This is a genomic window from Cryobacterium glucosi (assembly GCF_004402235.1).
Classification (GTDB): domain Bacteria; phylum Actinomycetota; class Actinomycetes; order Actinomycetales; family Microbacteriaceae; genus Cryobacterium; species Cryobacterium glucosi.
In genome coordinates this window covers 390,125-402,550 of record NZ_SOFS01000012.1, presented here as the reverse complement: position 1 = coordinate 402,550, position 12,426 = coordinate 390,125, and the positions used below count along the sequence as shown (strand labels likewise).

Sequence of the window (12,426 nt, the reverse complement as noted above, 5' to 3'; positions counted from 1 at the left end):
GCAGCCGCTCCCTGCTAGAGTTATCTCTACGTCAAGATAGTTTGACGGTGATATCGTTCGGTGACGCCGCCGGTTAGGTTACCCTTGCTGGCCTTGCGCTGGTCCGTTCGTCAGGATTGGGGACTGCGGACGGATTCCCGTCAGTTTCAACAAAGGAGAGGGCATCGTGTCTGCGTTAAACAGTTTTGGAGCCAAGGACACCCTCCGCGTCGGAGCGACAGACTATGAGGTCTTTCGCCTGGACTCGGTGCAGGGTTACGAATTGCTGCCGTTCAGTCTCAAGGTGCTGCTGGAGAACCTCCTCCGCACCGAAGACGGCGCCAACATCACGGCCGATCACATCCGCGCCCTCGGCGCCTGGGTTCCCACGAGCGAACCGGACACCGAGATCCAGTTCACGCCAGCCCGCGTGATCATGCAGGACTTCACGGGCGTGCCCTGCATCGTCGACCTCGCCACGATGCGCGAGGCCGTCGCAGAGCTCGGTGGCGACCCGAACAAGATCAACCCGCTCGCACCCGCCGAACTGGTCATCGACCACTCGGTCATCGCCGACCTCTTCGGCAGCGAGAACGCCCTCGAGCGCAACGTCGAGATCGAATACCAGCGCAACGGCGAGCGCTACCAGTTCCTGCGCTGGGGCCAGACCGCCTTCGACGACTTCAAGGTCGTCCCGCCGGGAACCGGCATCGTCCACCAGGTCAACATCGAATACCTCGCCCGCGTCACAATGACCCGCGTCGTCAACGGTGTGCTGCAGGCCTACCCGGACACCTGCGTCGGTACAGACTCGCACACGACCATGGTCAACGGTCTCGGCGTTCTCGGCTGGGGCGTCGGCGGCATCGAGGCAGAGGCGGCCATGCTCGGCCAGCCCGTCTCCATGCTCATCCCCAAGGTCGTCGGCTTCAAGCTCACCGGCTCCATCCCGACCGGCGTCACCGCGACGGATGTCGTCCTCACCATCACGCAGATGCTCCGCAAGCACGGCGTTGTCGGCAAGTTCGTCGAATTCTACGGAGAAGGCGTCGCGGAGGTCCCCCTCGCCAACCGCGCGACCATCGGCAACATGAGCCCCGAGTTCGGCTCGACCGCCGCCATGTTCCCGATCGACGATGTCACCCTCGGCTACCTGCGCCTCACCGGCCGCAGCGAGGAACAGGTCGCCCTCGTCGAGGCATACGCGAAGCTGCAGGGCCTCTGGCACGACCCGGCCCGGGAGCCCGTCTTCAGCGAGTACCTCGAGATCGACCTCGGTACCGTCGTCCCCTCGATCGCCGGTCCCAAGCGTCCGCAGGACCGGGTCGAGCTCAGCCGCGCCAAGAACCAGTTCGAGACCGACCTGCAGAGCTACGCGACCCAGGACCTGTCCCAGGTCGATGCCGCCGTCGAGGCGACCTTCCCCGCCTCCGACCCGATCGGGTTCACCGCCCAGGACGAGAGCAGCGCCCACGCGATCTCGCACACCCACGTGAGCCACCCGCCGCGTACCATCTCCAGCCCGGTCGCGATCGAGACCGCCGCGGGGGCGAGCTACACCCTCGACCACGGGGCCGTCGCCGTCGCCGCGATCACCTCCTGCACGAACACGTCCAACCCGAGCGTCATGCTCGCGGCCGGGCTCCTCGCCCGCAACGCCGTCAGGAAGGGCCTCACGAGCAAGCCGTGGGTCAAGACGACCCTCGCACCGGGCTCCAAGGTCGTCACGGACTACTACGAGAAGGCCGGCCTCACCGGTGACCTCGAAGCCCTCGGCTTCTACACCGTTGGCTACGGCTGCACCGTGTGCATCGGCAACACCGGTCCGCTCATCGACGAGGTGTCCGCCGCGATCAACGAGAACGACCTCGCCGTCACGGCCGTTCTCTCGGGCAACCGCAACTTCGAGGGCCGGATCAGCCCGGACGTCAAGATGAACTACCTGGCGAGCCCGCCGCTCGTGATCGCATACGCCCTCGCCGGTTCGATGAACTTCGACTTCGAGACGGATGCCCTCGGCGACGACACCGAGGGCAACCCGGTGTTCCTCAGGGACATCTGGCCGGATTCCGCCGAGGTGCAGTCGACGATCGACAGTTCGATCGACACCGAGATGTTCACGAAGGAGTACGGCGCCGTCTTCGAGGGCGACGAGCGCTGGCGCTCCCTGCCGACGCCAGACAGCGAAGTCTTCGAGTGGGACAGCGAGTCCACCTACGTGCGGAAGCCCCCGTACTTCGACGGCATGACGCTCGAGACCACCCCGGTGAGCGACATCGTCGGCGCCCGGGTGCTCGCGAAGCTCGGCGACTCTGTCACGACCGACCACATCAGCCCGGCAGGCAACATCAAGGCCGACAGCCCCGCCGGAGCGTACCTCGTCGAGCACGGGGTCGCCCGCGGCGACTTCAACTCCTACGGATCGCGCCGGGGCAACCACGAGGTCATGATCCGCGGCACCTTCGCCAACATCCGGCTGCGCAACCAGCTCCTCGACGACGTCGAGGGCGGCTACACCCGCGACTTCACCGTCGCGGGCGCGCCGCAGTCGTTCATCTACGACGCGAGCCAGAACTACCAGGCCGCCGGCATCCCGCTCGTGATCTTCGGCGGCAAGGAGTACGGCTCCGGTTCCTCACGGGACTGGGCGGCCAAGGGAACCAGCCTCCTCGGAGTCAAGGCCGTCATCACCGAGAGCTTCGAGCGGATCCACCGCTCGAACCTGATCGGCATGGGCGTCGTCCCGCTGCAGTTCCCGGCCGGCGAGAGCTGGGCGTCCCTGGGACTGGACGGCACCGAGATCGTCTCGATCGCGGGCCTGACGGAACTCAACGCCGGCGTCACCCCGAAGACGGTCCACGTGACCGCGACCCCGAGCGAGAACTCGGCAGCGGGCAAGGCGACCGTCGAATTCGACGCCGTGGTCCGCATCGACACGCCCGGTGAGGCCGACTACTACCGGAACGGCGGCATCCTGCAGTACGTTCTTCGTTCACTGGTCGCGTAACCGGCACGATTACCGGGTAACCGTTCGGGACCGGCGCGTAGACTCAACTCCTGTTGAAGCTACGCGCCGGTTCCTTTCTGCCCGCGACGTCGTACTCGAAAGGTGTTGCCGATGAGCCTGCTGGAGACCATAACGGGGCCGCGTGACCTCGACCGCCTCTCGCTCGAAGAATTGGTCCAGCTCGCGGCGGAAGTCCGCGGCTTCCTGGTCAGCGAGGTCTCCAAGACCGGCGGGCACCTCGGGCCGAACCTCGGCGTGGTCGAGATGACCATCGCCATCCACCGCGTCTTCGAGTCGCCGCGCGACGCGATCGTCTTCGACACCGGGCACCAGTCCTATGTGCACAAGCTCCTGACCGGCCGCCAGGACTTCAGCGGCCTCCGCCAGCAGGACGGCCTCGCGGGGTACCCGCAGCGCTCGGAGTCCGTGCACGACATCGTCGAGAGCTCCCACGCTTCGAGCTCGCTGTCCTGGGCTGACGGCATCTCCCGCGCCTTCGAGATGACCGGGCAGAGCGACCGGCACGTGATCGCCGTCGTCGGAGACGGTGCGCTCACCGGGGGGATGACCTGGGAAGCGCTCAACAACATCAGCGACGACAACACCCGCCGCCTGATCATCGTCGTGAACGACAACGGCCGCTCCTATGCCCCGACGATCGGCGGCATGGCCCGGTTCCTCAACACCGTGCGCACCCGCAGCAGCTATCACGCGGCCTACCTGAGCAGCCGCCGCGCCTTCGACAGCATGGGCGCACCGGCCCGTGCGTTCTTCCGCGGTGTCCGCGGCGGGCTGCACGGCTTCCTCGCCCGATTCTCCAACAACGAGGCGCTGTACTCGAACCTCGACATCAAGTACATCGGTCCGGTCGACGGGCACGACATGGAAGCGATGCTCGAGGCGCTCCAGCAGGCCAGGAACTACGGTGCGCCGGTGATCGTGCACACGATCACCCAGAAGGGCAAGGGCTACAACCCTGCCATGCAGGACACCGCAGACCAGTTCCACGCGGTCGGCCAGATCGACCCGGAGACGGGGGAGTCGACCGAGACCCCCGGCGCGCCGTCCTGGACCTCGGTCTTCGCCGACGAACTCCTGAACCTCGCGACCGAGAACCAGCGGATCGTCGGGATCACGGCGGCCATGCTGCGTCCGACCGGGCTGCACCGGATGGCGGAACGGTTCCCGAACCGGGTGCACGACGTCGGCATCGCCGAACAGCACGCCGTGACGAGCGCCGCCGGCCTAGCCTTCGGCGGGTTGCACCCCGTCGTCGCCCTGTACGCGACCTTCATCAACCGCGCCTTCGACCAGGTCCTGATGGACGTCGCCCTGCACAAGGCCGGGGTGACCTTCGTCCTCGACCGCGCGGGCGTGACCGGCCCGGACGGGCCGAGCCACCACGGCATCTGGGACCTTGCCATCCTTCAGGTCGTCCCCGGCATCCGTCTCGCTGCGCCGCGCGACTCGACCAGGCTCCGCGAGGAGCTCGGAGAGGCCGTCGCCGTCGAGGACGGACCGACCGTGCTGCGTTTCCCGAAGGGCAGCACCGGGGTCGAGTTCGACGCTGTGGCCCGCCTCGACGACGGCGTCGACGTTCTCCTCGAATCGACGCAGAAAGACGTGCTCATCGTCACGGTCGGACCGATGGCGGCCATGGGCCTCGACGTCGCCAGGCGCCTGTCAGCGCAGGGGATCGGCGCGACCGTCATCGACCCGCGCTGGGTCGTCCCTGTGCCCAGGAGCCTGATCGGGCTCGCCGCTGAGCACCGCCTCGTCGTGAGCATCGAAGACGGGATCCGGGTCGGGGGAATCGGCACGCGCATCCGCCAGGACCTGCGCGAGGCCGGCGTCGACACGGCCGTCACCGAACTCGGACTGCCCGATGAATTCCTCGCCCACGGCACCCGCGCCGAGATCCTCGAACGTGTCGGCCTCACGCCACAGCACATCGCGCGCGACGTCGTGGCGATGGTGCTCGGCAGCAAGCTCCCGCACGCGCGGCCGCTCCCCGCCGATCGAACGGACACGGGATCGATCACGATGCGCGGCGGCCGCGCGGAGTGACCGGGCGACCCTGGACCGGCTCGCCCGCACCGCGTATGCGCGACGGGGCATGCCGATGACGGTCATGATCGCGGGCTGCGGCGATCTCGGAACCGAGGTCGGGCTGCGGCTCGCGGCACTCGGACACCGCGTCGTCGGGCTGCGCAGGTCGCCCGGCGTTCTCCCCGTCGCGATCGAGGGCCAGGCCGTCGACCTCACCCGTGAGCGGCCCGTGGTCCCCGCCGATACCGACATCGTGATCGTCGCGATCGCCGCGGCCGGCCCGACCGCGGATGCCTACCGCACCTCCTACGTGGACGGCCTGCGCAACCTCCTCGACGCCCTCGATGCGGCGGGCGTCGAACCGAGCCGCTTCCTGCTCGTGTCCTCGACCGCCGTGTACGGCGTGAATGACGGGAGCTGGATCGACGAGGGAACTCCCGCTGTGCCCTCGTCCGGGACCGGTGCCGTGCTCCTCGAAGCCGAGGACCTGCTGCGCGGCCGCCTGCCCGGCGCCACCGTGCTGAGGCTCGCCGGGATCTACGGGCCCGGCAGGGAACGCCTGATCGGCCAAGTCCGCGACGGGACGACCTCTGCGGAGGGTTTGTCCAGCCACACCAACCGCATCCATCGGGACGACGCGGCAGCGGCCATCGTGCACCTCGTGACCGGCGACGCGGAGCCCGCGCCGCTCTACCTCGGCGCGGACAGCCTTCCCGCGCGGCGCGGTGACGTCCTCGCCTTCCTCGCCGCAGAACTCGGCGTTCCCGATCCGGTCGGACTCGCGAGCCGCGCGTCGACAGTGGTGGGGGAATCGGCCGACAGTCCCGCGAGTCCCGTCGGGTCAGCGGGCCGGGCGTCGCCCGGACCTCGCGGCGGCGACAAGCGCTGTCGTAACGCCCTCCTGCTCGCGAGCGGGTTCCGCTTCGCCTACCCGAGTTATCGGGAGGGGTACCGTTCCCTCCTCGCCGGCGTCGGCATCCGTCATCCCTGAACCGCCCTCGAGGTTTTAGGGTTGCAGCATACCCACCCCGCCCAGCACGGTCTCGATCCCCGAGGTCGGCGACGACCTCCCTCCACTCAGAATCGGAAAGGCTCTCCCCAGCATGAAGAACATCACTCTCGGAAGCACCGGCCTCATCGTCTCCCGGCTCGGACTCGGCTGCATGGGCATGTCCGCGTTCTACTCCGGTGCCGGAACGGATGAAGCGGAGTCCATTCGCACCATCCACCGCGCGATCGACCTCGGCGTCACGCTCTTCGACACCGCGGAGATCTACGGACCGTACCTCAACGAAGAACTCCTCGGAAGAGCACTTGCCGACCGGCGCGACGAGGTCGTCGTCGCGACCAAGTTCGGCACCATCCTGCACCGCGGCGACGGAAGCAGGGGCCTCGACGGCAGCCCCGAGAACGTGCGCCTCTCGGTGCATGGCTCCCTGTCCCGACTCGGAACCGACCACATCGACCTGTACTACCAGCACCGGATGGACCCGGGCGTCCCGGTCGAGGAGACCGTCGGCGCCCTCGCCGAACTCATCGAGGAGGGCGTCATCGGCCACTACGGGCTCTCGGAGGCCGCACCGGACACGATTCGCCGCGCGCACGCCGTACACCCCGTGACGGCGCTGCAGACCGAATACTCGCTGTGGAGCCGTGACCCGGAGAAGGAGCTTCTCCCACTCCTGCGCGAGCTCGGCATCGGCTTCGTGCCATACTCGCCGCTCGGTCGCGGCTTCCTGACCGGGACCATCCGCTCGCTCGACCAGCTTGACGCGAGCGATTTCCGCCGCTCGAACCCTCGGTTCGAGGGCGAGAACCTGGCCGCCAACATCCGCATCGTCGAACAGGTGGATGCCGTCGCCGCGGAACTCGACGCGACCCCTGCCCAGGTGGCGCTCGCCTGGCTGCTGGCCCAGGGCGACGACATCGCCCCGATCCCCGGGACCAAGCGGGTCGCCAGGGTCGAGGAGAACGTCGCCGCCGGTGACCTCATCCTCACGGAAGCGCAGCTCGCCACCCTCGGCGCGCTCGACGCCCCCGCGGGCGACCGCTACGCCGACATGTCAGGGGTCAACAGGTAACCAGGGCGCCTCCCCGCCTGAGCCACACAAAGAACACCCTCGCCGACTCGACGAGGGTGTTTTTTGCGCAACTCAGGCGGGCAGCGGACGCTAGAGGGCTACGGGAACCTCCGACGAGACTCCGCGGATCATCGGCGTGTGGAACGTGCCGCCGAAGACGCGCTCGCTCGCGCCGACCCTGTCGAGGTACGGGGTGGCCCCGCCCATCTGGAACGGCCAGCCAGCCCCGAGGATCACGCACAGGTCGATGTCCTCCGCCGCGTGCACGACGTCGTCGTCGAGCATCCGCTTGATCTCGTCGGCGAGTCCGTCCTCGATGCGTCGCAGGATCTCCTCGCCCGTCATCGGCGTCGTGCCGCCGGCGACGATCTTTTTCGCGGTCTTGTCGAAGCCCGTGACCTTTCCCTTGGCATCGCGCTCGAGGATCTTGCCGTGCTCGGCGAGCCGGTGCAGGTTGTCGCTCTCGAAGAACCGGTCGGGGAACGCGGCATGGTGCGTGTCGAGGACGTGCGCTCCGACCTTGAGCCCGACGAGTTCGAGGAGCTCGAACGGCGTCATCGGGAGTCCGAACGGCGCGATCGCGCCGTCGACGACCTCGAACGGGGTGCCGGTGTCGACAGCGTGCATGGCCTCACCGAGGAGCTTCGCGAGGATGCGGTTGACCACGAAGCCGGGGGTGTCACGCGTGATCACGGCGTTCTTCCTCAGCTTGCCCGCGATCACCATCGCGGTCGAGAGGGTCGTCTCGTTCGTCTGCGGGGTGTTCACGACCTCGATGAGCGGCATCACAGCGACCGGATTGAAGAAGTGGAAGCCGACCAGGCGCTCCGGGTGGGCGAGCTTCGCACCGATCTGCTCGACGGAGAGAGACGAGGTGTTCGTCGCGAGGATCGCCTCCGGCGACACGTACTTCTCGATCTCGGCGAAGACATCCTGCTTGACGCCGAGTTCCTCGAACACGGCCTCGATCACCCAGTCGGCGTCGGAGAAGCTCGCCTTGTCCGTCGTGCCCGTCACGAGAGCCCTGAGCCGGTTGCCCTCGTCCGCTGTGATGCGGCCCTTGGACTGCAGCGTCGCGATCTCGCCGTGGATGTACGCGACGCCCTTGTCGACGCGGGCCTGGTCGAGGTCCGTGATGACGACGGGCACCTGCAGGCGGCGAACGAACAACAGGGCGAACTGGCTCGCCATCAGGCCGGCACCGATGACGCCGACCTTCGTGATCGGGCGCGCGAGCTTCTTGTCCGGAGAACCGGCCGGGCGCTTGGCGCGCTTCTGCACGAGGTTGAACGCATAGATGCTGGCCTGGAGCTGGTCGCCGGCGATGAGCGCGGCGAGGGAATCGTCCTCGCGCTCGAAGCCCTCCTCGCGTGTGCCGCTCTTGGCGGCCTTGAGCAGGTCGAGTGCGATATACGGGGAGAGCGCGACAGTCCCGATCCTGCTTTCGAGCATCCGCCTGGCGATTCCGATCGCGGCGTCCCACTTCACGAGGCGCTCGATCTTTCCCGGCTTGTTCGGCCGGGTGACCGTCGTCGTGCCGGCGATCACGCCGTCCGCCCAGGCGATGGAATGCTCGAGGAATGCCGCGGACCCGAAGAGCACATCGGCGATGCCGAGCTCGACGGTGTCGGTGGCCTTGAGGACCCGGTTCTTGAGCGGGTTCGAGATGATCACGGTGAGGGCGTTCTCGATGCCGATCAGGTTCGGCAGCAGGTAGGAGCCGCCCCAGCCGGGAATCAACCCGAGGGACACTTCGGGGAGGGCGACGGCGGCGACGGATGCGTCGACCGTGCGGTAGTCGGCGTTGAGGGCGATCTCGAGACCGCCCCCGAGTGCGAGCCCGTTGATGAAGACGAACGAGGGCACACCGAGCGTGGAGAGCTTCCCGAGGGCGTGGTGGCCGAGCTGGCCGAGCAGCTTGCCCGTCGCGAGCGAGGGAATCTCGCTGACCTTGCCGAGGTCGGCGCCTGCGGCGAGGATGAACGGCTTGCCTGTGACGGCGACGCCGTGGATCTCACCGCGTGCCGCCCGCTCGGCGAGGGCGTCGAGGGTGGCGGCGAACTCGAGAAGGGTGACCGGACCGAGGGTGTTCGGACGGGTGTGGTCCCTGCCGTTGTCCAGGGTGACCAGGGCGAGCGTGCGCGCCCCGGACAGGGGAATGTCGCGCACGAAGGAATGCGTGACGACCTCGTCACCGGAGAGGGCGACGAGTTCGGAGAAATCGAGTGCGGTGTAGTCGGTCATCGCTTACTTTGCCTTCCGATTGAAGTGCGGGTTTTCCCAGATGACGGTGCCGCCCTGCCCGAGGCCGATGCACATGGCGGTCAGGCCGTAACGGACCTCGGGGTGTTCGGCGAACTGGTGCGCGAGCTGGTTCATCAGGCGCACGCCAGAGGAGGCGAGCGGGTGGCCGATCGCGATCGCACCGCCGTACTCGTTGACGCGGGGGTCGTCGTCGTCGATGCCGAAGTGATCGAGGAAGGAGATGACCTGGACCGCGAAGGCCTCGTTGAGCTCGAAGAGTCCGATGTCGGTGATGCCGAGGCCGGCCTTGCGGAGGGCCTTCTCGGTGGACGGTACCGGGCCGAGGCCCATGACCTCAGGCTCGACACCCGCGAAGGCGAAGCTCACGAGCTTCATCTTGACGCTGAGGCCGAGTTCCTTTGCGGCGGCGCCGCTCGCGAGCAGGCAGGCGCTCGCGCCGTCGTTGAGCCCGGACGCGTTGCCTGCCGTGATCCGGCCGAAGGGCCGGAACGGGGTCTTCAGCGTGGCGAGGCCTTCGAGGGTCGTCTCGGGGCGCGGCGCTTCGTCGCGGGTCGCGAGCCCCCAGCCCTGTTCGCTGCGAATGGCGACGGAGACCAGGTCCGGCTGGATCTTGCCTGCCGCGTACGCCGCTGCGACCTTCTGCTGGCTGCGCAGCGCGTACCGGTCCGACCGGTCCTTGGTGTACTCGGGAAAGCGGTCGTGGATGCGCTCTGCGGTCGAGCCCATGTTCAGGGCGTCTTCGCTGACGAGCCGCTCGGAGAGGAACCGCGGGTTCGGGTCGACGCCGGAGCCCATCGGGTGCCGGCCCATGTGCTCGACGCCGCCGGCGATGGCGAGGTCGTATGCCCCGAAGCCGATCGCGGCGCCGACCGTGGTCACGGCGGTCATCGCACCGGCGCACATCCGGTCGATCGCGTATCCGGGCACCGATTTCGGCAGCCCGGCCAGCAGCGCCGCGGTGCGACCGAGGGTGAGTCCCTGGTCTCCCGACTGCGTCGTCGCGGCGATCGCAACCTCGTCGATACGTTCCCCCGGAACCTTCGGGTTCCGTTCCAGCAGGCCGATCATGGCCTTCACCACGAGATCATCCGCCCGGGTGTTCCAGTACATGCCCTTTTCGCCGGCGCGTCCGAACGGGGTACGAACCCCATCCACAAACACGACTTCTGCTCTTTCGGCCACGGTGCCTCCATCAATCAGATCAGGTGTCGGTTGATCCTAGGGTGGCACGATTGACGGGTCGAATCCTTGGACGGATCCTACGAATCGACCTCGACGGTTACGGCGATGTTTTGGTTGGCTTCGACAAAGGCAGCCGTGATCTGTTGTGCAGTGAGTTCAATTTGCCAGTCGCGGGCACCGAGGGCGGCGAGCGCCTCGCTGATGGATTCCACTTCGATCGGCTCCGGTGGCGTCCAGGCGATCCGGCGCACGAAGTCCGGAGTGACGAGGTTCTCGATCGGGATCGCGAAGGACTCGGAGATCTGGCCGAGAGCAAGCCGCGCCGCCTTGTACCGCAGGTCGGCCTCTGGATTCCGGTCAGACCACGCCCGCGGCGGGGGAAGGGCGTCACCGGTTCCGCGCAGGGAGGGAAGGTCCGTCGCGCGGATGCCGTCCTGGATCGCAGTCCACCACCTGTCGAGTTCGCTGCGGCTCGCGCGGCCGCTGAACTCGCGGAGATCGGCGAGCGCCTGCCTGCTGGCCGGCAACACCCGTGCAGCGGCGACGAGCGACGCGTCGGGGACGAGGCGCCCCGGAGACACGTCGAGGTGCCTGGCGAGGTCGTCGCGGGCAAGCCAGAGGGATCTCGCGACGGCGAGGTTGCGCTGGGAACGAATCGAATGCACCCCGGACAGCCTGCGCCAGGGTTCTGCGCTGATCGGCTTGGGCTCGTGGTCGAGCGTCGCCTGGAATTCCTGGGCGGCGATCTGGGTCTTCTCGTCGGCGGCGAGCATCTCGACCATACGGTCGCGCAGGTCGGGGAGGAGCTCGACGTCGAGGGCGCCGTAGACGAGCCAGCTCTCCGGGAGCGGCCTGGTCGACCAGTTCGCCGCGGAATGCTCCTTGGCGAGATGGATGCCGAGGAGTTCCTCGACGACCGTGCCGAGGCCGACCCGCGGTAAGCCGAGAAGGCGTGCGGCCAGTTCGGTGTCGAAGATGTTGTGCGGGTCGAGGCCGACCTCCCTCAGGCACGCGAGGTCCTGACTGGCGGCGTGGAAGATCCATTCGTCTCCCGCGATCGCCGCGTTGAGCTCGGAGAAATCCCCGATCGCCGGCGGATCGAACAGGAAGGTGCCCGCGCCGCGCCGGTACATCTGGATCAGGTACGCGCGCTGGGAGTATGTGAAACCGGATGCCCGTTCGGCGTCGATGCCGATCGGTCCCGTTCCCTCGCTGAGGGCAGCGGTGGCCGCCAGATAGGCGTCCCGCGTATCGATCACGCGGTGATCAACCACGACCAGTTCGGCGTGCGGACAACATGCTGACTCCTTCGCCAATCGGGGGAAGACCTGCGAGCATGCAGATCAATTCGCCCCAGCCTTCGACGTGAGCGGTGAGATTGTGGTCCACAGGTGTCCACGAAGCACGCAGCTCTATCTGCGCACCGTCGCCTTGCTTCGCAAGTTCGCCGAAGCCCGACGAAATAATCTTAGTCGCGGTTCCGGATGCCGCGGTATAGCGGGCTCCGTGGGAGTCGAGGGCATCGATCAGCCAGGCCCAGGCCACTTCGGCGAGGAAAGGGTCGACACCGATCTCCGTCTCGAGGGGAGCCTGCGCAAAGCAGACCACCCGGAATGCTCCGCCCCAGGCCTCCGGCTCCTCAGGGTCATAGAGGAGGATGAAACGGCCGGTCCCGAGATCGGAGTTGCCTCCGTGGCGTGACGGGGCGACATCCGCGGAGAGGGCAACGGCGTGCGGGGCGAGCTTCCCGGGGGCCGGGATTTCGCTGAGCACCAGGTCGGTGCGGGTGTGCGCTCTGCGGATGGCCGCGAGCGCAGCGGCGAACTCCGGGGGGAGTGGTTCTTGTGTTTCGGGCACGTCTGC

General features: G+C 67.7%; 8 protein-coding genes. 4 read left to right on the top strand and 4 right to left on the bottom strand.

The genetic code is table 11. From position 1 onward, the window contains the following. Positions 1-166: 166 nt before the first annotated feature. From acnA to E3O46_RS04490, 4 genes are all read left to right on the top strand, one after another. Positions 167-2,986, top strand: coding sequence for an aconitate hydratase AcnA (gene acnA, locus E3O46_RS04505; RefSeq protein ID WP_134561176.1), 2,820 nt, complete (start codon positions 167-169; stop codon positions 2,984-2,986). A 111-nt stretch (positions 2,987-3,097) separates the two neighbouring features. Then, entirely contained in the window at positions 3,098-5,053 is a 1,956-nt protein-coding gene (gene dxs / locus E3O46_RS04500; RefSeq protein WP_134561175.1) for a 1-deoxy-D-xylulose-5-phosphate synthase, read from the top strand. Between the two features lie 55 nt (positions 5,054-5,108). Further along, positions 5,109-6,026: an NAD-dependent epimerase/dehydratase family protein gene (locus E3O46_RS04495; protein WP_134561174.1), complete on the top strand. Its 918-nt coding sequence runs from the start codon at positions 5,109-5,111 to the stop codon at positions 6,024-6,026. A gap of 112 nt (positions 6,027-6,138) precedes the next feature. Then, on the top strand, positions 6,139-7,116 hold the full coding sequence (locus E3O46_RS04490; RefSeq protein WP_134561173.1) for an aldo/keto reductase: 978 nt from the start codon (positions 6,139-6,141) through the stop codon (positions 7,114-7,116). A 90-nt stretch (positions 7,117-7,206) separates the two neighbouring features. Here E3O46_RS04490 and E3O46_RS04485 read toward each other — a convergent pair whose 3' ends face one another. The 4 genes from E3O46_RS04485 to E3O46_RS04470 form a co-directional block, all read right to left on the bottom strand. After that, on the bottom strand, positions 7,207-9,360 hold the full coding sequence (locus tag E3O46_RS04485; RefSeq protein WP_134447998.1) for a 3-hydroxyacyl-CoA dehydrogenase NAD-binding domain-containing protein: 2,154 nt from the start codon (positions 9,358-9,360) through the stop codon (positions 7,207-7,209). Between the two features lie 3 nt (positions 9,361-9,363). Further along, positions 9,364-10,563, bottom strand: coding sequence for a thiolase family protein (locus E3O46_RS04480; protein WP_134448000.1), 1,200 nt, complete (start codon positions 10,561-10,563; stop codon positions 9,364-9,366). Positions 10,564-10,640: 77 nt separating this feature from the next. Then, positions 10,641-11,837: an HRDC domain-containing protein gene (locus E3O46_RS04475; RefSeq protein WP_134561172.1), complete on the bottom strand. Its 1,197-nt coding sequence runs from the start codon at positions 11,835-11,837 to the stop codon at positions 10,641-10,643. Beyond that, positions 11,830-12,420 carry a DUF3000 domain-containing protein gene (locus E3O46_RS04470; RefSeq protein WP_134559836.1) on the bottom strand — a complete coding sequence of 197 codons (591 nt, stop codon included), beginning with the start codon at positions 12,418-12,420 and terminating at the stop codon, positions 11,830-11,832. Before E3O46_RS04470 ends, E3O46_RS04475 begins: the two co-directional genes overlap by 8 nt. Positions 12,421-12,426: the final 6 nt, after the last annotated feature.

Coding starts and splice junctions, on each gene's coding strand:
- dxs (WP_134561175.1), top strand. CDS start 3,098: ATGAGCCTGCTGGAGACCATAACGGGGCCGCGTGACCTCGACCGCCTC.
- E3O46_RS04490 (WP_134561173.1), top strand. CDS start 6,139: ATGAAGAACATCACTCTCGGAAGCACCGGCCTCATCGTCTCCCGGCTC.
- E3O46_RS04495 (WP_134561174.1), top strand. CDS start 5,109: ATGACGGTCATGATCGCGGGCTGCGGCGATCTCGGAACCGAGGTCGGG.
- E3O46_RS04485 (WP_134447998.1), bottom strand. CDS start 9,360: ATGACCGACTACACCGCACTCGATTTCTCCGAACTCGTCGCCCTCTCC.